This is a genomic window from Aureimonas sp. Leaf324, assembly GCF_001423245.1.
Taxonomy (GTDB): domain Bacteria; phylum Pseudomonadota; class Alphaproteobacteria; order Rhizobiales; family Rhizobiaceae; genus Aureimonas.
Window position 1 is genome coordinate 92,209 of the sequence record NZ_LMOH01000026.1, and the last position, 26,081, is coordinate 118,289.

A 26,081-nucleotide genomic window follows, 5' to 3' on the forward strand; every position below is an offset into this window, starting at 1 on the left:
AGCGCCCTTGAGCGGGACTGGCGGCGTAAAACCCCATTCCCGTCCGGCCCGCAAAGCCTTATAGGCGTTTGGCATGAGCCAGACGCCTCTTTCCCGCATCCGCAACTTCTCCATCGTCGCCCATATCGACCATGGCAAATCGACGCTCGCCGACCGGCTGATCCAGCTGACGGGAGGCCTTGACGCGCGCGAGATGGCGGGCAAGGAGCAGGTTCTCGATAACATGGATATCGAGAAGGAGCGCGGCATCACGATCAAGGCGCAGACCGTGCGCCTGACCTATCCGGCCAAGGACGGCGAGACCTACGTCCTCAACCTCATCGACACGCCGGGGCACGTCGACTTCGCCTACGAGGTGTCGCGCTCGCTGTCGGCCTGCGAGGGCGCGCTGCTCGTCGTCGACGCCGCGCAAGGGGTCGAGGCGCAGACGCTCGCCAACGTCTATCTCGCGCTCGACAACGATCTCGAGATCGTGCCCGTCCTCAACAAGATCGACCTGCCCGCCGCCGAGCCCGACAAGGTGAAGGAGCAGATCGAGGAGGTGATCGGCATCGACGCCTCCGAGGCCGTGATGATCTCGGCGAAATCCGGCATCGGCATCGAGGACGTGCTGGAAGCCATCGTCAAGCGCCTGCCCGCCCCCAAGACCGGCGACCGCTCGGCGCCCCTGAAGGCGATGCTGGTGGACAGTTGGTACGACGCCTATCTCGGCGTCGTCGTGCTCGTGCGCGTCATCGACGGCGAGCTGAAGCGCGGCCAGACCATCCGCATGATGGGCACCGACGCCAAGTACCCGGTCGACCGGGTCGGCGTCTTCACGCCCAAGATGATCAACATGGAGGCCCTCGGCCCCGGCGAGATCGGCTTCATCACCGCTTCGATCAAGGAGGTCGCCGACACGCGTGTCGGCGACACGATCACCGAGGACAAGCGCCAGACCGCCGAGATGCTGCCGGGCTTCCAGCCGGCGCAGCCGGTCGTCTTCTGCGGCCTGTTCCCGACCGATGCCGCCGCATTCGACGATCTGCGCGCAGCCATGGGCAAGCTGCGCCTCAACGATGCGTCCTTCTCGTTCGAGATGGAGTCCTCGGCAGCATTGGGCTTCGGCTTCCGCTGCGGCTTCCTCGGGCTCTTGCATCTGGAGATCATCCAGGAGCGCCTGTCGCGCGAGTTCGACCTCGATCTCATCGCGACCGCCCCGTCGGTGGTCTACGAGATCAAGATGCGCAATGGCGAGACCGTGATGCTGCACAACCCGGCCGACATGCCGGACACGATGCAGATCGAGGCGATCTACGAGCCATGGATCAAGGCGACGATCCTGACGCCGGACGACTATCTCGGCAACATCCTGACGCTCTGCCAGGAGCGCCGCGGCATCCAGGTCGACCTGTCCTATGTCGGCAAGCGCGCTATGGTCACCTACGAGCTGCCGCTGAACGAGGTGGTCTTCGACTTCTACGACCGCCTGAAGTCGATCTCGAAGGGCTACGCCTCGTTCGACTACCAGCTTGCGGACTATCGCGAGGGCGACCTCGTGAAGCTCTCGATCCTCGTCAATGCCGAGCCGGTCGATGCGCTGTCCATGCTGGTGCACCGGATGCAGGCCGAAAAGCGCGGCCGCGCCATGTGCGAGAAGCTGAAGGAGCTGATCCCGAACCATCTCTTCAAGATCCCGATCCAGGCGGCGATCGGCGGCAAGGTGGTGGCGCGCGAGACGATCTCGGCGCTCCGCAAGGACGTGACCGCCAAGTGCTACGGCGGCGACGCAAGCCGCAAGCGCAAGCTCCTCGACAAGCAGAAGGAGGGCAAGAAGCGCATGCGGCAGTTCGGCAAGGTCGACATCCCGCAGGAAGCCTTCATCGCCGCCCTGAAGATGGACAGCTGACGGCACGCCCGGTTCCCGACGGCGGGCCTTGCCTGCCTCCGCCCGCGCCTCGCCGGCGACGGGCCCCTCACCCGCTTTGACGAGACCGACGATGCAGCCATTTGTCCTGACGGTGACGTGTCCGACGGCACGCGGCATCGTCGCCGCGATCTCGACCTATCTGGCGGGCCAGGGCTGCAACATCATCGACAGCGCCCAGTTCGACGACATGGCGGCGGGCCGCTTCTTCATGCGCGTCGGCTTCCGCTCCGAAGAGGGCGTCGGGCTGGAAGCGCTGCGCGAGGGGTTCGAGGCCGTCGCCGCGCCCTTCTCGATGACCTACGAGATCTATGACACGCGCGTGCCCATGAAGGTCCTCCTCATGGTGTCGCGCTTCGGCCATTGCCTCAACGACATCCTCTACCGCTGGCGCATCGGCGCGCTGCCGATCGAGATCGTCGGCGTCGTCTCCAACCACCTCGATTACCAGAAGCTCGTGGTCAACCATGACCTGCCCTTCCACCACGTGCCGGTGACCAAGGCCAACAAGCCGCAGGCCGAGGCGCGCATCCTCGAGATCGCGGAGAGCGCGGGCACCGAACTGATCGTGCTCGCCCGCTACATGCAGGTGCTCTCGGACGCGATGTGCCAGCGCATGTCGGGCCGGATCATCAACATCCACCACTCGTTCCTGCCGAGCTTCAAGGGCGCGGCGCCCTACAGCCAGGCCTATGATCGCGGCGTGAAGCTGATCGGGGCGACGGCGCACTACGTAACCGCCGACCTCGACGAGGGTCCGATTATCGAACAGGACGTCGCGCGCGTCACGCACGCCCAGTCGGCGGCGGACTACGTGTCGATCGGGCGCGACGTCGAGGCGCAGGTGCTCTCGCGCGCGATCCACGCGCATATCCATCACCGCGTCTTCCCGAACGGCGACCGCACCGTGGTCTTCCCGGCTTCGCCCGGCGGCTACGCGTCGGAGAAGATGGGCTGAACGCCCATCCCTTCGTCGAAGCCGGTTAGGACGGGCCGAGGGCGTCGCCCCCGGCCCTTTTTCGTCAGCCGATCGTCATCAGGCTGGCATTGCCGCCGGCCGCCGCCGTGTTGACCGAGGTCGACACCTCCTCGACCAGCCAACTCAGGCAGATCGCCTCCGGATCGCCCCGCAGCGCCTCGCCGGTCGCCGCCTGGACAAGGACGAGCGGGCCGTCGAGCGCGGCGATGCGGGCGTTGACGCCCCGGACGCGCGCCGCGTCCCCTTCGACGAGCGCCCCGGCAAACGGTCCTGCCACCGCCCAGTCGGACGCATGGGAGACGCGCGCGGCAACGCTGGCCGGCAGCTCGGCGAGCGCCGTGAGGCCCGCGCCCCCGTCCACCACCGCCGTGTTGCCGGTGGCGAGCGCCGCCGCCAGAAGCCGCCGCAGGCCCGCGTCCGTTTCCGGCACGAGAAGCACGCGGCCGCGCGGATGGAGCCCGTAGAGGTTGGTCTCGCCGACCGGCCCCGCGAGCTCGCGCACGAGCCCGATGCCGGACCGCTCCGCCATGTCGCGCGCGGCCGCGCCGTCGGCGGCATGGCCGCGCTCCTCGAGCCAGCGCGCGAAATCGATCAGCGCCTCGTCGGTGTGCGGCATGCCCTCGCGCATCGGCACCGGCGCGCGGGCGACGAGGCGGCCGAGATAGAGCGGCCCGCCCGCCTTGGGGCCGGTGCCCGACAGGCCGCGTCCGCCGAACGGCTGGACGCCGACCACTGCGCCGATGACGTTGCGGTTGACGTAGAGGTTGCCGGCCTTCACGCGGGCGGTCACATGCGCCACCGTCTCGTCGAGACGGGTGTGGAGACCGAAGGTCAGGCCGTAGCCGGTGGCGTTGATCGCATCGACCAGCGCGTCGAGGTCGTCGCGGCGATAGCGCAGGACATGTAGCACCGGGCCGAACACCTCGCGCTGCAACTGCGCGAGATCCCGGATCTCGATCAGCGTCGGGGCGACGAAGGTGCCGTGCGTGGCCTCCGCCGGCAGCGGGAGCCGCTCGACCGTGAGGCCGAGGCCCCGCATGCGCTCGACATGCGCCTCGATCCCGGCGCGCGCCTCCTCGCTGATCACCGGGCCGACGTCGACGGCGAGGCGATCGGTGCGGCCGAGGGCGAGCTCGTTCATCGCGCCCTTCAGCATGGCGAGCGTGCGGTCGGCGATATCCTCCTGCAGGCAGAGGACGCGCAGCGCCGAGCAGCGCTGGCCGGCCGAATCGTAGGCCGAGGCGATGACGTCGGCGACGACCTGCTCGGCGAGCGCCGAGGAATCGACGATCATCGCGTTCTGGCCGCCGGTCTCCGCGATCAGCGGGATCGGCTTGCCGGCGGCCGAGACCCGCGTCGCGAGTTCGGCCCCGATCAGGCGCGCGACCTCGGTGGAGCCGGTGAACATGACCCCGGCCGTCTCGGGCGCCGCCACCAGCGCCGCGCCGACGCGCCCGTCGCCCGGCACGAACTGCAGCGCTTCCCGTGGAACGCCCGCCTCGTGGAGGATGCGGACCGCCTCGTAGGCGATCAGCGGCGTTTCCTCGGCGGGCTTGGCGATCACCGGATTGCCCGCGACGAGCGCGGCGGCGACCTGGCCGGTGAAGATCGCGAGCGGGAAGTTCCACGGGCTGATGCAGACGACCGGCCCGAGCGGCGCGTGCGAGGGGCCGAGACCCGAGCGCGCCTCGGCCGCGTAGTAGCGCAGGAAGTCCACGGCCTCGCGCACCTCGCCGACGGCGTTCGCCGCCGTCTTGCCCGCCTCGCGCATGATCGTGCCCATCAGCGGGCCGATGCGCTCCTCCATCAGGTCGGCGGCGCGCTCGAGGCAGGCCGCGCGGGAGGCGGTCGGCAGCGCGCTCCAATGTTGTCCGCGGGCAGCCGCCTTCAGCACCGCCGAGACCGCCTCCGGCGAAAGCTCCCGGACCGTGCTGACGGCATCGCGGTGGTCGGCCGGATTGCGCACCGTGCGCGGCGCACCGCCGGCGTCGTCGGCGCCCTCGGCGAGAAGAGGATGCGCCGACACCGGCTCGGCCGCCGACGCGGCGAGGTCCGCCGACAGCCGGGCCAGCACCGTCTCGTCCGACAGGTCGAGGCCGCGCGAGTTGATGCGCTCGGGCGCGAAGAGATCGGCGGGGGCCGCGATCGCCTCGTGCGGGGCGCCGACCGTCGCCTCGGCCGCCACGAGCTCGGTCGGATCGGCGATCAGCGCATCCACCGAGACCTTGGGGTCGGAGATGCGGTTGACGAAGGAGGAGTTGGCTCCGTTCTCGAGAAGCCGGCGCACAAGATAGGCGAGCAGCGTCTCGTGCGTGCCGACGGGCGCGTAGATGCGCGCCGGGCGGCCGAGCTTCTCGCGGCCCACCACCTCGTCGTAGAGCGGCTCGCCCATGCCGTGGAGGCATTGGAACTCGTAGGCGTCCGGCGCGGCGTCCCGCCCGGCGAGGTGGTAGATCGCGGCCAGCGTCTGCGCGTTGTGGGTGGCGAACTGCGGGAACACGACGTCGCGCGCCGCCAGGAGCTTCCGCGCGCATGCGACATAGGCGACGTCGGTGTGCACCTTGCGAGTGTAGACGGGGAAGCCCGTCAGCCCGTCGACCTGCGCGCGCTTGATCTCGGCGTCCCAGTAGGCGCCCTTGACGAGGCGCACCATGATCCGCCGCTCGGCGCGGCGCGCAAGGTCGATGATCCAGTCGATCACGAAGGGGCAGCGCTTGCCGTAGGCCTGGACGACGAAGCCGAGGCCGTTCCAGTCCTTGAGCGCCGGATCCAGCGCCAGCGCCTCGAGGAGGTCGAGCGAGAGTTCCAGCCGGTCGGCCTCCTCGGCGTCGATGTTGAGGCCGATGTCGTAGCGCTTGGCGATCAGCGCCAGCGCCTTCACGCGCGGCAGAAGCTCGGTCATGACGCGGGTCGCCTGCGCGCGCGAATAGCGCGGGTGCAGCGCCGACAGCTTGATCGAGATGCCCGGCCCCTCGACGACGCCGCGCCCCGCCGACGCCTTGCCGATCGCATGGATGGCGTTCTCGTAGTCGCGATAGTAGCGCTGGGCGTCGGCGGCCGTCGTCGCCGCCTCGCCGAGCATGTCGTAGGAATACCGGAAACCCCGCGCCTCGAGCGGCTTCGAGCGCTTCAGCGCCTCCTCGATCGTCTCGCCGGTGACGAACTGCTCGCCCATCATGCGCATTGCCATGTCGACGCCGCGCCGGATCACCGGCTCGCCGGCCCGCGCGATCAGGCGTGTCAGCGCGGCCGACAGCGTGCGGTCGCTGACCGTCGTCGTCAGCTTGCCGGTGACGACGAGGCCCCAGGTCGCGGCATTGACGAAGAGCGAGCGGCCGGAGCCGACATGCGACTTCCAGTCCCCGTCGGCGATCTTGTCGCGGATGAGGGCGTCGCGCGTCGCGGTGTCGGGAATGCGCAGGAGCGCCTCGGCAAGGCACATGAGGGCGACGCCCTCCTGGCTCGACAGCGAGTATTCGCGCACCAGCCCTTCGACGCCGGTGCCCTTGTGCTTGGCGCGCAGCGCCTCGATCAGCCCCCTTGCGGTGCGTGCGACCGGCTCGCGAAGCTCGGCCGGCAGGCGCGCCGCCTCGACCAGCGGCGGCAGGCATTCCGTTTCCGGCCGGCGATAGGCCGCCGTGATCGCCGCGCGGAGCGGCGTCGGCGCCGAGATCGGCGGGCTGAAGCGCGCGAACGGCGTCGGGGCGTCGGAGCCGGAGGTGGTGGGACGGTCGAGGGTCTCGGACATCGAAGAACTCCGGGCGCGGCGGATGGGACGCGCGGATCATACGCCAGCCCTTGCCAGCGATCCGACTTGTGTTGGGCGCGGTTTGGTCCGTATGGATCGATCTTGGCACCGTTTTCAGGACGAACGAACCATGGATGAGCCCCACTTGGGCGATCTGGACGCCTTCGATCGGCGAATGCTCGACATTCTCGCCGAAAACGGCCGCATCTCCGTGACCGAGCTGGCGAGCCGCGTCGGCCTGTCGAAGACACCGTGCCAGATCCGCTTCCGCCGGCTGGTGGAGGGCGGCTTCATCGACGGGTTCAAGGCCGTGATCAATCCGGCCCGCATCGGTCTCGACCATGTCGCCTTCACCGAGGTGAAGCTCTCCTCGACCGGCGAGGATGCGCTCAGCGCCTTCAACGCGGCGGTGAAGAAGATCCGCGAGGTGGAGGAGTGCCACCTGATCGCCGGGCGCTTCGACTACCTCCTGAAGGTGCGCACGCGCGACATCCGGCGCTATCGGCAGGTGCTCGGCGAGGTGATCTCCAACCTGCCCTACGTCGCGAGCACGTCGACCAACGTCGCGATGGAGGCGATCAAGGAGAAATGACCGCCAGCCCGCCTGTCGCTGACATGCCACGCGGCAACCGCAAGTGGCATCAGGCGCACCGGTTGCCCCTGTTCGCGCCGGCCGGACCGACTAGATGCCATGCCTTGGAATTTCAGAACCGGCCGATGAACGAAATCCGATCCGACCTGATGCCCGATGCGAGCCTTCTCGCGGGGCGGGACAACGCGCGCTCGCGGGCGCTGTTGCGCAGCGGCCTTCTGGAGCGGGCGGGAGAGACGCAGTTCCGCCTGATCGCCGAGCATGTGCGCGTGATGCTCGACGTGCCGGTCGCGCTGGTCACGCTGGTCGGCAGCGACCGGCAGTTCTTCGCCGCGAGCCCCGGCCTGCCCGAGCCCTGGGCCAGCGAAGGCGGAACGCCGCTCGACATGTCGTTCTGCCGCCACGTGGTCGAGGACGGCCGGCCCGTGATCGTGCCGGACGCCCACGGCGACCCGGACTTCTGCCACAACGGCGCCGTCGAGGCGCTCGGCGTCGTCGCCTATCTCGGTGTTCCCCTGCGGCTCGGCAGCGGCGAACTGGTGGGCGCATTGGCGGCGATCGACGGCCAGCCGCGTCCTTGGACCGACGGGGATTTGAAGCGTCTCGCCTCGGCCGGCGACCTCGTGATGTCGGCGATGGCCGAGCGGCTGTCGGATGCGCGCTGGCGCATGATCTTCGAACAGCTGGAGGAAGCCTTCATCCTCGGGCGCCTCCGGCGCGACGAGACGGGCCGCGTGGTCGACTGGGTGTACGAGGAGGTCAACCGCGCCTGGTACGCGCTGACCGGTGTGCTCGTGGGCTCGGCCGTCGGCCGCAGCGTGCGGGACGTCCTGCCGGGCATCGAAGACGAATGGATCGACGAGTTCGCCGCGGTCGTCGAGACCGGCGAGGCGCGGCGCTTCACCCGCCGCGTCGGCACGCTCGGCCGCTGGTACGAGGGCATCGTCCGGCCCCTGGGCGAGGATCGCTTCACCGTGATCTTCCTCGACGTCAGCGACCGGCTGGCGAAGGAGGAGGCGCTGCTCCACAACGAGGCGCGCGTGCGCACGCTCGTCGAAAGCATGCCGATCGGCGTCGCGCTGGCCGAGGCGCCGTCGGGGCGCATCCTGATCGCCAACCGGCGCCTCGGGCGGCTGCTCGGCGTCGAGCCCGATTCACTTCCCGCCGTCTCGGACGCCCTCTTCGCCGGGTTGCGCGAGGATGGCGCTCCGATGGCGCGCGACGACCATCCCCTCGCGCGCATCGCGAGCGGCGCGACGGACAGCGCCGCGTTGGAAATGCGCACCGGTCGCCCCGAGGACGGGGGCCGCTGGATCGAGGTGCAGGGCAGTGCGGTCAAGGACGGGCACGGGCGCACGGTCGCCGCGGTCGTCGCCGTCAGCGACATCGAGGGGCGCAAGCGCGACGACGAGCAGCGCACGCTTCTCAACCACGAGCTCGCGCATCGCCTGAAGAACACGCTTGCCGTGGTGCAGTCGATCGCCACGCAGACCCTGCGCGGGGCGCCCGATCTGGCCACCGCCCGCGCCAGCCTCGGCCAGCGCATCCGCACCCTGTCGCAGGCCCACGACATCCTGCTGGCCGGGCGGCGCGATGCGGGCTCGGTCGAGGCGATCCTGCGCGCCGCGGTCGCGCCGCACGATCCCGACGAGCGCATCCGGCTGAACGGTCCCGCCGTGATGATCGGCCCGAAGGCCTCGCTCTCGCTCGCCCTCATCGGCCACGAACTGGCGACCAACGCCGTGAAGTACGGCGCGCTGTCGGTGCCGGGGGGCAGCGTCGAGGCGCGATGGAGCGTCGGCGAATCGTCCGATGGGTCGAGCGTCCTCCATCTCGACTGGCGCGAAGTCGGAGGTCCCGCCGTCGCACCCCCGGTCCAGAAAGGGTTTGGCACGCGGCTGATCGAGATGGGCCTGCCCGGCTCGGCGAGCGGATCGGTGACGATCCACTACGAACCGGCGGGCCTCCATTGCCGCATGGAGGCTCGCCTTACCGAGCTTCAGTCGCAGGACGAAGTCTGAAGGCGCGCCCGGTCGGCAACGACGCGGCCCTTCGTCCGGCAACGGCGCTCGCTCGAAGCATCCTCCCACCCGGCTTCATGAGCACGATCCCCGGTTTTGAACGCGCGATTTCGTTCATGCCAGAGTTTATTTGTCAGACTTACAAGTAGTTTAATGTTGGGTGGCGACGGGTCGGGCAAAACGGCTGCATGAGCCAGACCCAACCTTCGACCAGCGCCGCTTCCTCGCCTGCCGCCCAGGTCGAGGACGGCAGCATGGTGCAGCACCTCCTGTCGATCTCCAAGTCGACCAGGGCCTTCCTGTCGCTGCTCCTCATGGAGATCGACCTCCACCCGGGGCAGGATCAGCTCCTCGCGCGGGTCGAGCCGGGCGTTCCCGTCAGCGTTTCGGCGCTGGCCGACCAGCTTTCGGTGCGCCCCTCGACGGTGTCCAAGATGCTGGACCGCCTGATGGAGAAGAACCTCGTCGAGCGGACCGCCCACAGCCACGACGCACGCCGCACCATGGTCATGCTGACCCCGGCGGGCGAGACGGTCCGCGGGCGGGTCAATGCCCTGTGGGAGAAGCTCGAGGGCGATCTTGCCTCGGCGGTCGCGCCCGGGCGTCGCGACGATCTCCTGACGGCGCTGCGCGAGGCCGACGAGCTCCTGACCGCGAAGCTTCGCCGACTGCGCTGATCTGCGGGGGGAAGGCGCTCGGGACGCGTGCGCTAGGCAGGCGTCGGCTTTTTGCATATGCTAAGGGCCTTGCTGCAGTTCCGAAAGAAGCCCCCCATTTCCGTGACGAGTTCCTCCTTCACCTCCCGCCGCACGGCACTGAAATACGGTCTGGGTGGAGCGCTTTCGCTGCTCTGGGCCCATCGCGCGGCGGCCCAGCAGCCTGCAGCCCCCGGCACGCCCGCTCCCGCCCCGGCTGCGCCCGCAGCCCCGCCGCCCACCGTGGTGGACCTCAACGCCTTCACCTACGACGCCCTGTCGAATGCCATGCGCGCGCGCGCCGCCGCGCCCTGGAGCGAGCCGCCGCGCGACCTGCCACAGCCGATCGCCGATCTCGACTACGACAGCTACCGACGCATCCTCTATCGGCGCGATCAGACGATCTGGGCCAACGAGCCGCTGAACTTCCACCTGCAGGCCTATTTCCCCGGCTTCCTCTACAAGGACACGACGCGCCTCTTCATCGGGGACGGTACGCATTTCCAGCCGCAGGTCTTCTCGGGCGCGAACTTCGAGTTCCTGGCCCCGCTCGACCCGTCCGCCTTCCAGAACCTGCAGCTGCCGGGCGTCGCCGGCTTCCGGCTGAACTACCCGCTCGACCGGCCCGATCTCTACGACGAACTCGTGTCGTTCCTGGGCGCCAGCTATTTCCGTGCGCTCGGCATGAACAACCGCTACGGCCTGTCGGCGCGCGGCCTCGCCATCAACACGGCCACGGCCGCGGCCGAGGAGTTCCCGCGCTTCACCGCGTTCTACCTCGTGAAGCCGCAACCGGGCCAGGAGACGATCCAGATCTTCGCCGAGCTGGAGGGCCCGAGCCTTGCCGGCGCCTACGCGTTCAACGTCCGCCCGGGCGTCGAGACGCAGATCGACGTGACGGCCCGCCTCTATTTCCGCGGCGAGGTCGAGCGGCTCGGCGTCGCTCCGCTCACCTCGATGTACCATTTCGGCGAGAACGACCACAACGAGCGGGAGGACTTCCGGCCGGAGGTACACGACAGCGACGGCCTGTTCATCCTGCGCCCGACCGGCGAGCGCCTGTGGCGCCCTCTGAAGAACCCGGAAGAACTCGCGCTTTCCTATTTCGGCGAAACCTCGCCGCGCATGTTCGGCCTGCTGCAGCGCGACCGCGACTTCTCGCACTACGAGGACGTCGAGGCGCATTACGAGCTTCGCCCCTCGCTGATCATCGAGCCGATGGGCGACTGGGGCCGCGGCATCGTTCAGCTCGTCGAGATCCCGACCGATTCCGAGGTCAACGACAACATCGTCGTCTTCTGGGTACCGGAGGAGAAGCCGGCGGCCGGCTCGCAGTTCGAGTTCCGCTACCGGATGCACTGGGGCTATGCCGACCAGATGGAGACCCATCAGGCCGTGGTCGGCGCGACCTATGCCGGGCTCGGGGGCAACGCCGCCGATACCGGGACCACCAATCTCCGCCGCTTCGAGATCAACTTCGTCGGCGGCACGGCGCAGAACCTGCCGGGCGACGCGGTCGTGGTGCCGATCCTCGAGGTGCCGGACACGGCCCGCCTCGTCCATAGCGGCGTCAGCCGCCTGCCGGGCGGCGGCTGGCGCCTGTCGATCGAACTGGAAAAGCTCGACGCCTCGCCGGTCGAACTGCGCGCCAAGCTCTCGTTCAACCAGCGCATCATCTCCGAGACCTGGCTCTATCAGTGGACGGGCCGTCCATGAGGGGGCCGACGACGTTCTTCGCCGGCCGCACCGAGGCCGAGACGGCGACGCCGCCGGAGCGCTTCTTCGATGCCCGCCCGGCCGGCATGCTGGTCGATCGACCGGATCTCACCGAGGAGGACCTCCTGACCGCCATCGCCGAGCGGCTGGTCTTCGAGGGGCGCACCGGGCCGGAGCCGCAGGTCGTGATCGAGGCGGCGCGGCTCGGCAAGCGCAAGGCCCTTGCCTTCCTGCGCAAGCTGCTGCTGCCGCCGCCGCGCGCCCCGCTGTCCATGCCGGTGCGCCCGATCCTGCGCGAGCACATGACGCGCACCGACGAGGAAATGCGCTAGACGCCTGCCCGGCTAAGCGCTTTTCTCGAAGGACGCCTGTTCGAACCCGACAACCGGCAACAACCTAGATCATAAGGCATCCGACAGGTTCGGACGCCCTGCCGCGAGGCCTATTCCGTCCTGCCTCGACGGTTTGCCAAACCCTCCCGCCTTGCCCGCGCCCCATCCGGGCGAGATATCGGACGAAGGGACATGACGCTCGAACGGCCGCACAAGGCCGCGCGGGCGAATGCGTAACGAGTCGACCACAGCATCCATGACAATCTCATCCCGGCGCCCTCCCACGCCGCGCGATCATCGCATCGACTTCTACCGCGGCATCGCGCTCCTGATGATCTTCGTGAACCACGTACCCGGGGTTCTCTGGGAGCACTTCACCTCGCGCAATTTCGGCTTCTCCGACTCGGCGGAGCTCTTCGTGTTCCTGGCTGGCGTGTCCTGCGCGCTCGCCTACGGCCGCAGCTTCTTCGAGCGCTCCGGCCTGATCGCCACGATCCGCGCCCTCCGGCGGGCGGGCGTCCTCTACCTCAACCACATCGCGCTCACGATGATCGTGGTCAGCCTCTACGCCTTCGCCTCGCTCGCGACCGGCGACGGGCGCTATCTCATGCAGCTCGGCTTCGGCTATTTCCTGTCGCGCTCGGTCGACACGCTCGCCGGCATCGCGACGCTCGGTCACCAGTTCGCCTATCTCAACATCCTGCCGATGTATGCCGTGCTGCTCCTGATGCTGCCGGTCATGCTCGGTCTCGTGCGGCGCCTCGGCCTGCCGGGCCTCCTCGGCGTCTCGTGCGCCGTGTGGCTCGCCTGCGGCCTCCTGCGGCTGAACCTGCCGAACCATCCCAATCCCGGCGGCTGGCAGTTCAATCCGTTCGCCTGGCAGTTCCTCTTTGCGATCGGTCTGGCGGTCGGCCTCGCCAAGGCGGGCGGACAGGCGCTCGTCGCCTATTCGCGGCCGCTCTACATCGCGGCGCTCGCCTATCTCGGCGTCTCCTTCCTGTTCGTGTCGGCTTCGCTCTGGGGCTGGGAGCAGACGCTGCCGCTGCCGGCCTTCGCGGTCCAGTTCGACAAGACCTACGTCTCGCTGCCACGGCTCCTGCACCTTCTGGCGCTGGTCTACGTCTTCGCGCACGCGCCGGCCCATTCGCCGCTGCAGCGGATCGGGCGCGACAACCCCTTCGCGCTTCTCGGGCGGCATTCGCTTCCCGTCTTCGCGGTGGGCACGGTGCTGTCGCTTCTCGCCCAGCTCCTGCGGCTCAACCGCGAGCCGTCGCTCGCCTTCGACACGGCGCTGATCGTGCTGGGGCTCGGCGTTCATTTCGCGCTGGCGCTGTTTCTCGACTGGTGGCGCGCCGTGAATGCACCCGTGCCCGTCGCGGACATGGCCTCGCCACGCGAGCGCGACGCCGCAGCGGGCGTGCGCGCGCGGGCTTGAAGCGGGATCGCGACATCGTGCGCAGGCCCCCGTGCCTTGCGGACGGCGCCCCGCTATAAGGCGGAGGCCGGATGGACCGGCAGGAGGACCGCCCCTTGAAGGATGCCAGCCATCCCTTCTTCCGCCCGCTCTGGCGCCGCGTGGCGCTGGTGGCCGTCTGCGCCACGTGGACGGTGGTCGAACTCGTCGTCGGCGATCCGACCTGGGCGATCATGACGGGCGCGATCGGCGCCTATGCGGCCTGGACCTTCCTGATCGCCTACAAGCCCGCGGCCGACGAGCCGGCGGCGGACCGGGAACCCGGACCGCCGGCCGGAGCCTGATCTCAGTCGCGGTTGGCGACCCCGGCCTGCGCAAAGGTCGCCATGCCGTTGTGGCAGGCGACCGCGGCCTTCACCACGGCGGCCGCCACCGCCGCGCCCGTGCCCTCCCCGAGCCGCATGCCGAGTGCAAGGAGCGGCACCTTGTCCATGATGCGCAGCGCCTTCTGGTGTCCCGGCTCAGCCGAGACGTGGCCGAACAGGCAGTGGTCGAGCGCCCGCGGGTCCATCGCGTGGAGAACGGCGGCGCTGGCCGTGGCCACGAACCCGTCGACGATCACCGGCACGCGCTGCATCCGGGCGGCGAGGATCGCGCCGGTCATCGCCGCGATCTCACGGCCGCCGAGCCGGCGCAGCACCTCCAGCGGATCGGCGAAGTGGGCGCGATGGAGATCGAGCGCCTCGTCGACCACCGCGATCTTGCGCGCGATGCCAGCCGCGTCGTGCCCGGTCCCCGGCCCGACCCAATCGGCTGCCGTGCCGCCGAAGAGCGCCGCGAAGATCGCCGCGGCCACCGCCGTGTTGCCGATCCCCATCTCGCCGAGAATCAGGAGATCGGGCTCGCCGGCGAGGCATTCCATGCCGAAGGCCATGGTGGCCGCGCAGTCGCGCTCGCCGAGCGCCGCCTCTTCCGAGATGTCGGCGGTCGGGTAGTCCAGCGCGAGGTCAAAGATCTTGAGGCCGAGGTCGAAGGTGGCGCAGATCTGGTTGATCGCCGCACCGCCCGCCGCGAAGTTTTCCACCATCGACTGGGTGACGGAGGGCGGGAAGGCCGACACGCCCTTCTTCGCGATCCCGTGGTTGCCGGCGAAGACCGCGACCACCGGCCGGTCGACCGTCGGCGCGCGCCCCTGCCAGGCGGCCAGCCATTCCGCGATCTCCTCCAGCCGGCCGAGGCTGCCCGAGGGCTTCGTCAGTTCCTCCTGCCGGTGCCGCGCCGCATGGCGCGCCGCGCCGTCCGCCTGCGGCATCTGGCGAAGGAGGGCGCGGATGTCGTCGAAGGGAAGGCCGGTGGCGGACATGGGAGGCTCCGGAAGGGTCGGGCATGGGTTGGCCGGGTGATAGGCGCAAAGCCGGAGCTTCGCAAACCCGCCGGACCCTCGCGGCCGGGCCGCGCGTGACGCGCCATCGTGTAGGCTGCGGGTCATGATTCGCTTCGTCCACAGCGTGCTGCGCGCCAGCGCCTTCCTCACCCGCCTGCCGGCGATGCCCGCCGCGTTTGCAGGGCCCGCGGTGCCGCTCGGCCGGGACGCCCCGGCGTTTCCCGTCGTCGGCGCCCTCGCCGCCGCCCTGCCCGCGCTGGTGCTTGCCGGCCTTCTCGCGCTCGGACTGACGCCGCTCGCCGCGTCGGCCTGCGCCGTCCTCCTCCTCGTCGCGCTGACCGGCGCGCTCCACGAGGACGGGCTCGGCGACACGGCGGACGGGCTCTTCGGTCATGCCGACCGCGAGCGCGCACTCGCGATCATGAAGGACAGCCGGATCGGCACCTATGGCGCGCTGGCGCTGATCGGCTCGCTGATCCTTCGCGTCGCGTTTCTCGCTGCGATCGGCAGTGCCTCCGGTCTCGCGGCCGCGCTGGCGCTCGCGGCGGCGGCAACGGGCAGTCGCGGTGCGATGGCGTTTCTATGGTCCGCGCTTCCCAGCGCCGATCCCGGTGGGCTCGCCGACCGCGTCGGCCGCCCGTCCCCGGCGCGCGGGCGGATCGCTGCCGCGATCGGCCTCGCACTCGCCTCGGTCCTGACGGTGCCGGTGTCGGGATGGGGCGCCCTGATCCTGCCGCCCGCGCTTGCCGCGCTCGTCGGCCTCTGGCTGCGCGGCGTGCTCGTCCGGCGGCTCGGCGGCCAGACCGGCGACGCGCTCGGCGCCTGCCAGCAACTGACGGAGATCGCCTGGCTCCTCGGCCTCGCGCTCGTCACCCGATAAGGGCGAGGCCGACGACCGCGACGAGGAGGAGATCGCAGGTCCTGGCGAACAGGCGAAGCGCTGCGCGAATGTCGGCCGCCCCCGCCCCGCGCCGGCCGGCGGCATGGAGCATCGGCGCGTCCACCACGAGTTCGCCGTAGCGGCGCGGGCCGCCGAGCGCGAGCTCGAGCGCTCCCGCCACCGCGGCTTCGGGCCAGCCGGCATTGGGCGAGCGATGCTGCGGGCCGTCGGCGAGCGCCGCCCAAAAGGCGCAGGCCGCGGACGAACGCCCGTGGAGCATCCAAGCCGACAGGGCGAAGAGGCCGGCCGTCAGGCGGGCAGGCGCGAGATTGGCGAGATCGTCGAGCCGCGCGGCGGCCCAGCCGAAGGCGCGGTAGCGATCGTTCAGATGGCCGATCATCGAGTCGGCGGTGTTCAGCATCTTGTAGGCCATGAGGCCCGGCAGACCGAACAGGGCCAGAAACACGAGCGGCGCGACGACGCCGTCGGAGGCGTTCTCGGCCAGACTCTCGATCGCCGCACGGGCGACGCCGGCCTCGTCCAGGGCTTCCGGGTCGCGGCCGACGATCATCGACACCGCCCGCCGGCCAGCGGGCAGGCCCTCGCTCTCCAGCGCCTCCGCGACGCGCAGGACATGGTCGGAGAGGCTCTTCTGCGCCAGGAGGATCGAGGCGAGCGCAGCCTCGATGACGAAGCCGACCCACCCGAACGGCGCGGTCACCCCATGGATCGCCAGGCCGAGAAGGATGGCGAGACCGAGGAGCGCGAGGATCGACGCGAGGCCCGCCGCGCGCCGCGCGCCGTCCGGCCAGTGCGGCCGGTTGAATGCACGGTCGGCCGCCGCGATCAGCGCACCGAAACCGGCGACGGGATGGGGCACCCGGCGCCAGATCCGATCGGGGTCGCCGACGACGCGGTCGATGCCGAGCGCCAGCGCGGCGAGCGCGGCGCTCACAGTCCCGCCTCCGCCCTCGCCTCGCGGAGCGCACGGGCTAGGCGTGCGGCCTCGTCCGCATGGTGCGTCAGGCCGAAGCGCAGCCAGTCAGGAGGATCGGCGAACGGGCGGACGAGGATGCGGCGGCGCGCCAAAGCGTCGAACACCGCACCGGCGCGCGGCGTCTCGACCAGCGCGAACAGGCCGGCGTCGCCCTGCGGCGTGAAGCCGGCGTCAGCGATCGCACGGCGCGTCTCGGTCGCTCGACGCGCGATTTCGCAGCGCAGCCGGTCGATCCCGTCGCGGTCCGCCATGAGTTTCGCGCCGGCAAAGAGCGCCGGCCCGGAAACCGCCCAGGGGCCGAGCCGTGCGGCAAGGCTGGCAGCGAGCGCGGGCGTCGTCAGCGCGAAGCCGAGCCGCAGTCCGGCGAGCCCGAAGAACTTGCCGAAGGACCGCAGCACCACGAGGCCCGGCCGGCCGGCTTCGTCGGCCACGCTCTCCCGCGGGTCGGCGTCCATGAAGGCCTCGTCGACCACCAGCCAGCCGCCGCGCGCCGCCAGCCGGTCGCCGAGCGCCAGAAGCGTGCGGCGTTCGAAGCGGCGACCGTCCGGATTGTTCGGGTTGACGAAGATGGCCACGACCACGTCGTCCGGCACCTCTTCCACGCTCGCGACGGCGAGGATGCGGCGGCCGGCGGCCGCAAAGGTGCGCGCATGTTCGCCATAGGCGGGCCGCAGGATGGCCGCCGGGCCGTCCGGAAGAAGATGCGGCAGAAGCGAGATCAGCGCCTGGCTGCCGGGCGCCGCGACGAGACCGGCGGTCGCCGTCGCGCCGTAGTGATGCCGCGCGGCTCCGCAGGCGTCGCGCTCGAGATCGGCTTCCGGCAGGCGGGTGAAGAGCTCGGAAGGCAAAGGCGGCAGGGTGGCCGGCAGCGGGTTGATGCCGGTGGAGAGATCCAGCCAGTCCTCGCGCCGCCCGCCGAACTGATCGAGCGCCGCCTGAAGCGCGCCGCCATGGACGAGGTGCGGGTTCATGCGAGGTCGATCACATGCGAGAACGAGCCCGACACCCGGCCGCGCCGCAGGCCGAGGGCGCCGAGGTCGTCTCCTAGCGCATCCGCCGCATCGAAAAGGCGCTCGCCCGCGCCTTCCTCGATGATCGACGAGTAGTGGAACTCGTGGCCGACGAGCGATCCGCTCCACGGCCCGCCCGGCCGCGGACGCAACCGGCGGTAGCCGAGATGCAGCCGGCGCAACTTGAAGGAGGTCGCGACGGGCAGGAAGCCGAGCATCGGGTGGCTCGCCCCGTCCGCCGTTTCCAGCCGGTCTCCGAGCACCATGTAGCCGCCGCACTCGCCGTAGATCGCGACGCCCCGGTCGCGCGCAGCGATCATGCCGGCGCGAAACCCTTCGGCCACCGCGATCCGGCCCGCATGAAGCTCGGGGTAACCGCCGGGCAGGAACACCGCATCGGTCGACGGATCGGGCGCCTCATCGGCGAGCGGCGAGAAGGTCGACAGGTCAGCACCCGCCGCGCGCCAGCCGTCTAGAAGGTGCGGATAGGCGAAGGCGAAGGCCTCGTCCCGCGCGACCGCGATCCGGGCGCCGAGGGGCGGAAGGCGGGTCGGTGCCGAGGCCGGGCTCCCACCTGTGGGCGTCCCAGCGAGAAGCATCTCGAATGCGGCGACGTCCGCCCCCTCCCCGAACCAGTCGGCGGCGCGGTCGAGGAAGGTCTCGAGCCCTACCGTCTCGCCGGCCTGCACGAGGCCGAGATGCCGCTCGGGCAGGACCAAGGCCTCGCGGCGCGGCAAGACGGCGAGGATCGGCAGATCGAGCGGCCGGAGCGCCGCTCGCAGGAGCGCTTCGTGCCGCGCGCTGCCGACGCGGTTCAGCGCCAGCCCGCAGAAGCGGAGCCCCGGGCGATGGTCGCGAAAGCCGCGCACGAGCGCCGCGACGGAGTGCGACTGCTTCGCGCAGTCCACGACGAGAAGGACGGGCAGCCCCAGCATGGCGGCGAGGTCGGCCGCCGAGCCCGTGCCGTCGGCCACGCCGTCGAAGAGGCCCATCATGCCCTCGACGACGAGCGGCTGGCCGTCCACCTCGGCCAGCGCGTGGATCAGCGCGGGGCGCATGGCATAGGGGTCGAGATTGACGGACGGGCGTCCGGTGGCCGCGGCGTGGAACGCGGGGTCGATGTAGTCCGGACCGGCCTTGGCCGGCGCCACGAGAAGGCCGCGCCGCCGTGCCCAGCGCAGGAGCGCCAGCGTGACGAGCGTCTTGCCGCTGCCCGATTGCGGCGCGGCGACGAGGAGACCGGAACGGGGCGAGGCGGCGTGCATGGTGGCGGCGCTTTTCGCACGGATGCGCGCCGCCTATAAGAGGCTCGATCGGAAAGTTCCCGGATCGGGATCGGCGGCACGCGCATCATGACCCCTTTGAACCGTCCTGCCGAGCCGCGCACGCCGCGACGCCGGCTCTAGACGATGGCCATCGAACTCGGACAGCGCCGCACGCGCTCTAGCGACATGCGCGACGGCGCGCCGCTGCGGCGCGGCTGGACCACCGGCGCCTGCGCGACGGCCGCCACCAAGGCCGCCCTGACGGCGCTTCTTGCCGGCGACTTTCCCGATCCCGTCGAGATCGTGCTGCCGAAGGGCGAGCGCCCGGCCTTTCCGCTCGCCCGCACCGAGCGTTCGGAGAGCACGGCCTTCGCCGCGATCGTCAAGGATGCCGGCGACGATCCGGACGTCACGCATCTCGCCGAAATCGGCGCGCGGGTGCGCCTGGGACCGCCGGGGTCCGGCATCGTCTTTCGTGCCGGTCCCGGCGTCGGCATGGTGACGCGGCCGGGCCTGCCGATTCCGCCGGGCGAGCCCGCGATCAACCCGGTGCCCCGCGCCATGATGCGCGCCGAAGTCGAGGCGCTCTGCGCTGCACACGGCGTGCCGTCTGATGTCGAGATCGCGATCGAGGTGCGCGACGGCGAGCGCCTGGCGGAGAAGACGTGGAACGGGCGGCTCGGAATCGTCGGCGGCCTGTCGATCCTCGGCACGACCGGCATCGTCCACCCCTTCTCGTGCGCTGCCTGGATCCACTCGATCCATCGCGGGATCGACGTCGCGCGCGCCTCGGGCCTCGCCCATGTCGTCGCCGCCACGGGGTCGGCGAGCGAGGACGCCGTCCGCCGCCGTCATCCCGAGCTGCCGGAGATCGCCTATCTCGACATGGGCGACTTTGCCGGCGGCCTCCTGAAGTATCTTCGCCACCATCCCGTGCCACGCCTGACGCTGGCCGGCGGCTTCGCCAAGTTCACCAAGCTCGCGCAAGGGTCGCTCGATCTTCATTCCGGCCGCAGCCAGGTCGACCTCGCCTTCCTGCTCGGGCTTGCGGGCGACAACGCCGTGCCGCTGGAAGCCGCGGTGCTCGGCGCCAACACGGCCAAGGAGGTGCTGGACCTTACGGCCGCGCACGGCATCGATCTCGCCGCGCCCGTCGCCGATCTTGCGCGTACCGTTGCAAGCCAAGCGCTCGGCGACGCGCCCGTCGCCGTCGAGGTGCTGGTGACGGATCGGGCCGGACGGGTGATCGCCCATGCCGGCTGACCGGCGCGTCCTCATTCTCGGCGGGACGGCGGAGGCGATGGGCCTCGCGGAACGGGCCCGTCGGGCCATCGCGCCGGGGCGCCTCGTCCTGTCGCTCGCGGGGCGCACGCTCGCGCCCGACCGGCCTGAGGGGGTCGAGACACGGATCGGCGGCTTCGGCGGCGCAACGGGCCTTACTGACTGGCTCACGACCGAGCGCATCACCCATCTCGTCGACGCGACCCATCCTTTCGCGCCCGGCATCTCGCGCAATGCGGCCGAGGCGGCCGCGGCCGCCGGTGTTGCCCGGCTGACGCTGCATCGTCCCGGCTGGGAGGAGACGGCCGGCGATCGTTGGCAGCACGTCGACTGCCTCCGGGCGGCGCGCGATGCGCTGCCCCCTGGCGCCCGGCCGTTCCTGGCGCTCGGCCGCCAGCACATCGCGCCCTTCCGCCATCGCGCGGACCTCCGTATCGCCCTTCGCATGGTGGACCCGCCGGAGGATCTGCCGTTTGCGGCCGACGTCGTCCTCGGCAAGCCCGGCGACCGCGCATCCGAGATCGCGCTGTTCGAGCGCCTCGGCGTCAGCCATCTCGTCTGCCGCAACTCGGGCGGCGCGGCGTCCTACGCCAAGATCGAGGCAGCGCGCGTGTTGGGTCTTCCCGTCATCCTCATCGACCGCCCCGCCCCGCCGCCGCCGCCGGTGGTCGGGAGCGCCGAGGCGGCGCTGGCCTGGCTAGCCGGCTGACTTCGCCACCCTGGGGCGGAGGATATGGGGGTGGGAGGCGTCGTAGAGCTTGGAGTCGACGAAACCCTCGGCGCCGAGCGCCCGCCCGACGAGCACCAGCGCGGTGCGGGTCAGCTTCGCCTCGCGCACCCGGCGCGCGACGGTCGAGAGCGTCGCGTGAATGAACGCCTCGTCCGGCCAGCCGACGCGATAGGCGACCACCACCGGGCAGTCCGGCCCGTAGGCCGGCAGCGGCGAGAGCTCGCGCTCGATATGGGCGAGGTTGCGGATCGACAGGTGGATCGCGAGCGTCGCGCCGCTCTGCCCCAACGTCGCCAGGTCTTCGCCCTCCGGCATGGCCGACGATTTCATCGCCGTCCGCGTGACGATGACGCTCTGGCAGACCTCCGGGATCGTCAGCTCCTGCCGGAGCGCCGCCGCCGCCGCCGCAAAGGCCGGCACGCCCGGCGTCACGTCGTAGGGGATGCCGAGCGCATCGAGGCGGCGCATCTGCTCGGCGGTCGCGCCGTAGATCGACGGGTCGCCGGAATGGACGCGCGCGACGTCGAGGCCGGCCTCGTGGGCGGCAAGCATTTCGGCGACGATCTCGTCGAGATGCATCGGCGCCGTGTCGAGGACGCGCGCGCCGGCAGGCGCAGCCTTCACGATCTCCTCGGGCACCAGCGAGCCGGCATAGAGGCAGACCGGGCAGCGCTCGATGAGGCGCAGGCCGCGCACGGTGATGAGATCCGGCGCGCCGGGACCGGCGCCGATGAAATGGACAGTCACGATCCGATCCCCGATCCGGCCTTGGCGGCGTAGCCGCGCGGCGTATAGGCGTAGGTGCGCCCCTCGCCGCTGACGAAGGCGCGCGTGTTGGTGGAACCGACGACGACGACGGTGAGCATGTCCACCTCCTCGACGTCGAGGTGCCGGAGTTCGACGATGCGCACGCTCTCGCCCTCGCGCCCGAGATTGGTGGCGAGGACGACCGGGGTTTCCGGCGGCCGGTGGGCGAGCAGCATGTCGCGGGCATAGGCCAGCTGGGTGCGGCGGCGCTTCGAGACGGGATTGTAGAAGGCGATCACGAAGTCGCCCTCGGCCGCGGCCTTCACCCGGCGCTGGATGTCCTCCCACGGCGTCAGGAGGTCGGACAGCGAGATCGTGCAGAAGTCGTGGCCGAGCGGCGCGCCGGCACGGGCGGCCGCCGCCTGAAGCGCCGAGATGCCGGGCGAGACCGCGATCGCGACGCGGCGCGCCGCATCCGACACGTCGCCGCGGTCGATCAGCTCGAACACCAGCGTCGCCATCGCGTAGATGCCGGCATCGCCCGAACAGACCAGCGCGACGTCGCGGCCCTCGGCCGCCAGTTCCAGCGCGAAGCGCACGCGCGCTTCCTCCGCGCCGAGGTCGAAGTCGTGCCGGCGCCGGCCCGCCGCGAGCGGCCCGAGAAGATCGAGGTAGAGCGAATAGCCGACGAGATCGGTCGCGCGGCCGACCATCGCCGAGACCTCCGGCGAGCGCCACGCCGCCCCGCCCGGCCCGATGCCGACGACGAAGAGCCGTCCCCGCGCCCGGCCGAGCGTCCCGGCGTCGACCGGGCGGGGACTGCGGGCGAGCGCGGCGGTGGCGCGCGCCGACTTGTGCTTGGGAACGACGAGTTCGCCGGCTTCACCGACCCCGGCCAGCGCCGCTCCTTCGGACACGCCATGGCAACCGGTCTCGCGGAACACGACGTCGGAGGGATGGCGCAGACGCGGCGTCTCGTCCTCCAGCGTCGCGGCGTCGAAGAAGCGGGCGGGCACGCCGAAGCGGGCCGCCACGGCATGGACGGCAGGCTCGTCGGCTTTCAGATCGAGCGAGGCGACGGCGGCGAGCGACAGAGGGCTGAGGCCGGAGGCGGCCATCACGCTCTCCGCCAGCGCCACCGCCTCCTCCGCCGGCGCGCCGCGCTCGGCGCCGATGCCGAGCACCAGTGTCTTCGGCCGGTAAAGGAGTTCGAGCGGGCCCGGCGCCCGGGCCTCGTCGGAGACCGACAACGTCACGCGTCCGTCGTCGGACAGCGGGATCGACGAGCGCTCCAGCCAGTCCGCCTCGCCCTCGATCCAGGCGTGCTCGCCGGCCAGAAGTTCGGCCGTGACCGCCTTCGCATCGCCGGCGTTCTCGAGGACCCAGCCGGCCGGCGGATCGTCCAGCGCGATGCCGAAGCGCAGATCGCCCGCCGTCGTGATCGCCGGCGCGACGTGCAGCACGGCGGCGATGCGGCGCGACAGGTCGTTGGCGCCGTAATGGCCGCCGAGAAGCGGCACGACGGCCGATCCGTCCTCGGCGACGCACAGGACCGGCGGCTCGGCGCCCTTGTCGGCAAGACAGGGCGCGAGGATGCGGATCAGCGCGCCCGAGGCCATCAGGGCGACGATGGGGCGCCCTTCGGAAAAGAGCGCGCGGATGTGGTCGCCCGCCCCGGTGAAGGCGACGTCGCCGCCTGGCACCCGCTCCCCGGCATGCACCTCGCCGCCGAGCGCATCGGCAAGTCGGTGGGCGAGCGGCAGGGCGGCGGGGCCGAGGCAGAGGATCGCGGGCGCGTTCATCGAAGGTGGGGTCCGTTCAGGGCGTCGAGGATCGCCGGCTCGGCGCCCTTGTAGAGAAGGATCATCGCGAAATAGGGGGCCGTCTCGCCGGTCTCGCCGAGCGGCAGCACGCGCTCGCCGGCCTGCCCGATCCGCTCGGCATAGGTCGCTCGATCCGTCAGGCCCAAGCTCTCGAGCAGCGCCTTCACGCGCGCGAAGTGGCGGCCGAGCTTCAGGATCGCAACGCTGTCGGCCGCTGCGATCGCCGGCAGCAGGGCCTCGTCGGCCAGCGTTGCGGGCAGGACGGCGAAGCGGTCGCCGCGCGCGCACAACGGGCGGCGGGTGCGCGCGGCGGCCGCCATGACGGAGGAGACGCCCGGCACGATCTCGGTGGGGTAGCGATGCCCGAGGCGCGCGAAGAGCTGGAGGAAGGAGCCGTAGAAGAACGGGTCGCCCTCGCAGAGCACCGCGACGTCGTGCCCCGCATCGAGCTCGGCGGCGATCCGCGGCGCGGCCAGATCGTAGGCGCCCTGCCCCGGCGCGCGCTCCGTCGACATGCAGAGCTCGATCGCGATCTCGCGCTGAGCGCGGCCGAGATGCGGCTCGGCGATCGAGCGCGCGAGGCTCACGCCCCCCTCCGACAGCGGATAGGCGATGACGGACGCCTCGCGCAGGACGCGCGCGGCCTTCAGCGTCAGGAGTTCGGGATCGCCGGGCCCGAGACCGACGCCGAAGAGACGGCCGCTCACGACATGCCCTGCTTGGTGATGTGCCAGTGCGTCACCGGCATCGAGGCGCGCCAGCCGCGATAGGGGCCGACGGGCTCGGCCGACGCCACCGAAACGCGCAAGAGTTCGCCGCCGTGGACCTCGTGGAGCGCAAGGAGGATCGCCTCCGACTCCAGGGTCACGGCGTGGGCGACCAGCCGCCCGCCGGGCTTCAGGGCTCCGAAGGCCGCCGGAAACAGGCCGTCGGTGAGGCCGCCGCCCAGGAACACGGCGTCGGGTGCTGGACGGCCCTCCAGGGCCGCGGGCGCGCGCCCGTTCACGATGTCGAGGCCGGAGGGGGCGAGGCGCGCCGCGTTCTCGGCGATCATCGCGCGGCGCGCTTCGACCGGCTCGATGGCGATCGCCCGCCCGCCCGGCGCAGCCCGGAGCCATTCCACCGAGATGGAGCCCGACCCGGCGCCGACATCCCAGAGAAGCTGCCCCGGCATCGGCTCGAGCGCGGCGATCGCCAGCGCTCGCAGCGTGCGCTTGGTCATCTTGCCGTCGTGGCGGAACGCGTCGTCGGAAAGGCCGGGCACTCGCGAATAGGTCCGTATGCCCTCGTCCACGTGGCATTCGAGGCCGATCGTGTTCAGCGCGGCGACGTCCTCGAGATCGAACGTGCCGGCCACCGACGAGCGCACGCGTTCGCCCAATCCGCCGAGGTGTTCGAGGACGTGGAGCCGGCTACGCCCGAACCCAAGCTCGCGGAGCCGGGCCGCAAGGCGCGCCGGTGTCGTGCCGTCCTCCGACAGGAGAAGGAGGCGCGCACCGTCGGACAGCTCGGCGAGGACACTCTCGATCGGGCGGCCGTGGATCGACAGGCAGCGCACGTCCTCCAGCGACCAGCCGAGCCGCGCGGCGGCGAGCGAAAAGGCGGACGGGGCGGGCAGGACGGCGAATTCGCCGGCATCGAGCACCGTGCGCAGCCAGCGCGCAGGCCCGAACCACGAAGGGTCACCGGTCGCCAGCACCACCGCCGGCCGGCCTCGCGCGGCGAGGATGTCGGCCGCCGTGTCGGCAAAGGGCGAGCGCCACGCCCGCCGCTCCGCCGGGTGATCGTCGGCGAGCATCGCGAGATGCCGCGCACCGCCGAAGACGATCTCCGCCTGCGCGAGCCGGCGTGCGGCGTCCGGCGAGAGCGTGTCGAGCCTGCCATCGCCGATGCCGATAACATGGAGCCACGGCGTCATGCCGGTGCGCCCGCAAGACCTGCGGCCAGCGCGTTGACCGCGGCGGCGGCGATCGCGCTGCCGCCGCGCCGGCCCTTGAGCGTCGCGAAGGGAATGCCGCGCGGGTTTGCGGCAAGTTCCGCCTTGGACTCGGCCGCGCCGACGAAGCCGACGGGAAAGCCGAGGATGAGCGCCGGGCGCGGCGCGCCCTCGTCGAGCCGCTCCAAGAGCCGGAACAGGGCGGTCGGCGCGTTGCCCACGGCGACCACGGCACCCCGGAGGTCGTCGTCCCACCAGTCGACCTGCGCGGCCGAACGGGTGGTGGCGAGCCGGCGCGCGCGCTCGGGCACGCCCGCCTCGTTCAGCCGGCAAAGCACGCGGTTGCCGGCCGGCAGACGCGCCCGGATCACGCCATGGGCCACCATCTCGGCGTCGACCAGGATCGGCGCACCAGCTTGGAGCGCCGCGCGCCCCGCCGTTGCGGCATCCGCGGAGATCACCAGATCGTCGATCGCGTCCACCATGCCGCAGGCATGGGCAATGCGGATCGCGAGTTCATGCGCATCCGGGGCCACGCGCGAAAGCGCCGCCGCCCCCTCCTCGCGGATGGTGCGAAAGCTCGCCTCATAGATCGCGGCGGGGTCGCGGAGATAAGCCGGCACGG

22 protein-coding genes are annotated in these 26,081 nt (G+C 71.1%); 12 read left to right on the forward strand and 10 right to left on the reverse strand.

What is annotated here, in order from left to right:
- Window positions 1–73 precede the first annotated feature (73 nt).
- Both lepA and purU read left to right on the forward strand, forming a co-directional pair.
- Complete coding sequence (lepA, locus tag ASF65_RS15600; protein WP_055891012.1) at window positions 74–1,888, forward strand: translation elongation factor 4; 1,815 nt, start codon at window positions 74–76, stop codon at window positions 1,886–1,888.
- 91 nt (window positions 1,889–1,979) lie between these two features.
- On the forward strand, window positions 1,980–2,864 hold the full coding sequence (gene purU, locus ASF65_RS15605) for a formyltetrahydrofolate deformylase (RefSeq protein ID WP_055891015.1): 885 nt from the start codon (window positions 1,980–1,982) through the stop codon (window positions 2,862–2,864).
- 64 nt (window positions 2,865–2,928) lie between these two features.
- Here the strand turns inward: purU and putA are convergent, their stop codons facing one another.
- On the reverse strand, window positions 2,929–6,633 hold the full coding sequence (putA, locus tag ASF65_RS15610; protein ID WP_055891017.1) for a trifunctional transcriptional regulator/proline dehydrogenase/L-glutamate gamma-semialdehyde dehydrogenase: 3,705 nt from the start codon (window positions 6,631–6,633) through the stop codon (window positions 2,929–2,931).
- A 130-nt stretch (window positions 6,634–6,763) separates the two neighbouring features.
- Between putA and ASF65_RS15615 the strand changes: the two genes are divergently transcribed.
- From ASF65_RS15615 to ASF65_RS15645, 7 genes are all read left to right on the forward strand, one after another.
- The gene (locus ASF65_RS15615; RefSeq protein ID WP_055891020.1) at window positions 6,764–7,225 is read left to right on the forward strand and encodes an Lrp/AsnC ligand binding domain-containing protein; all 462 of its coding nucleotides are present in this window, start codon (window positions 6,764–6,766) and stop codon (window positions 7,223–7,225) included.
- 125 nt (window positions 7,226–7,350) lie between these two features.
- Complete coding sequence (locus tag ASF65_RS15620; protein ID WP_055891023.1) at window positions 7,351–9,246, forward strand: HWE histidine kinase domain-containing protein; 1,896 nt, start codon at window positions 7,351–7,353, stop codon at window positions 9,244–9,246.
- Between the two features lie 188 nt (window positions 9,247–9,434).
- Window positions 9,435–9,923 carry a MarR family winged helix-turn-helix transcriptional regulator gene (locus ASF65_RS15625; protein WP_244486746.1) on the forward strand — a complete coding sequence of 163 codons (489 nt, stop codon included), beginning with the start codon at window positions 9,435–9,437 and terminating at the stop codon, window positions 9,921–9,923.
- A 102-nt stretch (window positions 9,924–10,025) separates the two neighbouring features.
- Window positions 10,026–11,657: a glucan biosynthesis protein G gene (locus ASF65_RS15630; protein ID WP_244486747.1), complete on the forward strand. Its 1,632-nt coding sequence runs from the start codon at window positions 10,026–10,028 to the stop codon at window positions 11,655–11,657.
- Entirely contained in the window at window positions 11,654–11,989 is a 336-nt protein-coding gene (locus ASF65_RS15635; protein ID WP_055891027.1) for a hypothetical protein, read from the forward strand. Before ASF65_RS15630 ends, ASF65_RS15635 begins: the two co-directional genes overlap by 4 nt.
- A gap of 256 nt (window positions 11,990–12,245) precedes the next feature.
- Window positions 12,246–13,424 (forward strand): OpgC domain-containing protein, encoded by a 1,179-nt coding sequence (locus ASF65_RS15640; RefSeq protein ID WP_055891030.1) that lies wholly within the window; start codon window positions 12,246–12,248, stop codon window positions 13,422–13,424.
- Between the two features lie 95 nt (window positions 13,425–13,519).
- Window positions 13,520–13,747 (forward strand): hypothetical protein, encoded by a 228-nt coding sequence (locus tag ASF65_RS15645; RefSeq protein WP_055891688.1) that lies wholly within the window; start codon window positions 13,520–13,522, stop codon window positions 13,745–13,747.
- Between the two features lie 2 nt (window positions 13,748–13,749).
- On the opposite strand, the gene cobT is transcribed toward ASF65_RS15645, so the two are convergent.
- Window positions 13,750–14,766, reverse strand: a complete 1,017-nt coding sequence (gene cobT / locus ASF65_RS15650) for a nicotinate-nucleotide--dimethylbenzimidazole phosphoribosyltransferase (RefSeq protein WP_055891034.1) — start codon at window positions 14,764–14,766, stop codon at window positions 13,750–13,752.
- Window positions 14,767–14,890: 124 nt separating this feature from the next.
- Here cobT and ASF65_RS15655 point away from each other — a divergent pair, with 124 nt between their 5' ends.
- Window positions 14,891–15,667 (forward strand): adenosylcobinamide-GDP ribazoletransferase, encoded by a 777-nt coding sequence (locus ASF65_RS15655; protein ID WP_082505701.1) that lies wholly within the window; start codon window positions 14,891–14,893, stop codon window positions 15,665–15,667.
- On the opposite strand, the gene cbiB is transcribed toward ASF65_RS15655, so the two are convergent.
- From cbiB to ASF65_RS15670, 3 genes are read right to left on the reverse strand one after another with little or no spacing between them, the layout of a single operon-like run.
- Window positions 15,657–16,622, reverse strand: a complete 966-nt coding sequence (cbiB, locus tag ASF65_RS15660) for an adenosylcobinamide-phosphate synthase CbiB (RefSeq protein WP_055891037.1) — start codon at window positions 16,620–16,622, stop codon at window positions 15,657–15,659. The genes ASF65_RS15655 and cbiB overlap by 11 nt on opposite strands.
- A complete protein-coding gene (cobD, locus tag ASF65_RS15665) occupies window positions 16,619–17,635 on the reverse strand; it encodes a threonine-phosphate decarboxylase CobD (RefSeq protein WP_055891040.1) in 1,017 nt (338 codons plus the stop codon). The genes cbiB and cobD overlap by 4 nt, the downstream gene beginning before the upstream one ends.
- Window positions 17,632–18,939, reverse strand: coding sequence for a cobyrinate a,c-diamide synthase (locus ASF65_RS15670; protein WP_055891042.1), 1,308 nt, complete (start codon window positions 18,937–18,939; stop codon window positions 17,632–17,634). The genes cobD and ASF65_RS15670 overlap by 4 nt, the downstream gene beginning before the upstream one ends.
- A 144-nt stretch (window positions 18,940–19,083) precedes the next feature.
- On the opposite strand from ASF65_RS15670, the gene ASF65_RS15675 reads away from it, so the two are divergent.
- Both ASF65_RS15675 and ASF65_RS15680 read left to right on the forward strand, forming a co-directional pair.
- Window positions 19,084–20,202 (forward strand): cobalt-precorrin-5B (C(1))-methyltransferase, encoded by a 1,119-nt coding sequence (locus ASF65_RS15675; RefSeq protein WP_055891046.1) that lies wholly within the window; start codon window positions 19,084–19,086, stop codon window positions 20,200–20,202.
- Window positions 20,192–20,929 (forward strand): cobalt-precorrin-6A reductase, encoded by a 738-nt coding sequence (locus tag ASF65_RS15680; protein WP_055891049.1) that lies wholly within the window; start codon window positions 20,192–20,194, stop codon window positions 20,927–20,929. Before ASF65_RS15675 ends, ASF65_RS15680 begins: the two co-directional genes overlap by 11 nt.
- Here ASF65_RS15680 and cobM read toward each other — a convergent pair.
- The 5 genes from cobM to ASF65_RS15705 are packed head-to-tail and all read right to left on the reverse strand — an operon-like array spanning window position 20,918 to window position 26,079.
- Window positions 20,918–21,697 carry a precorrin-4 C(11)-methyltransferase gene (cobM, locus tag ASF65_RS15685; protein ID WP_055891052.1) on the reverse strand — a complete coding sequence of 260 codons (780 nt, stop codon included), beginning with the start codon at window positions 21,695–21,697 and terminating at the stop codon, window positions 20,918–20,920. The genes ASF65_RS15680 and cobM overlap by 12 nt on opposite strands.
- A complete protein-coding gene (cobJ, locus tag ASF65_RS15690) occupies window positions 21,694–23,499 on the reverse strand; it encodes a precorrin-3B C(17)-methyltransferase (RefSeq protein WP_055891055.1) in 1,806 nt (601 codons plus the stop codon). The genes cobM and cobJ overlap by 4 nt, the downstream gene beginning before the upstream one ends.
- The gene (cobI, locus tag ASF65_RS15695; protein ID WP_055891059.1) at window positions 23,496–24,227 is read right to left on the reverse strand and encodes a precorrin-2 C(20)-methyltransferase; all 732 of its coding nucleotides are present in this window, start codon (window positions 24,225–24,227) and stop codon (window positions 23,496–23,498) included. The genes cobJ and cobI overlap by 4 nt, the downstream gene beginning before the upstream one ends.
- Complete coding sequence (locus tag ASF65_RS15700; protein WP_055891060.1) at window positions 24,224–25,438, reverse strand: bifunctional cobalt-precorrin-7 (C(5))-methyltransferase/cobalt-precorrin-6B (C(15))-methyltransferase; 1,215 nt, start codon at window positions 25,436–25,438, stop codon at window positions 24,224–24,226. Before ASF65_RS15700 ends, cobI begins: the two co-directional genes overlap by 4 nt.
- Entirely contained in the window at window positions 25,435–26,079 is a 645-nt protein-coding gene (locus tag ASF65_RS15705) for a precorrin-8X methylmutase (RefSeq protein ID WP_156369340.1), read from the reverse strand. The genes ASF65_RS15700 and ASF65_RS15705 overlap by 4 nt, the downstream gene beginning before the upstream one ends.
- Between the last annotated feature and the right edge of the window lie 2 nt (window positions 26,080–26,081).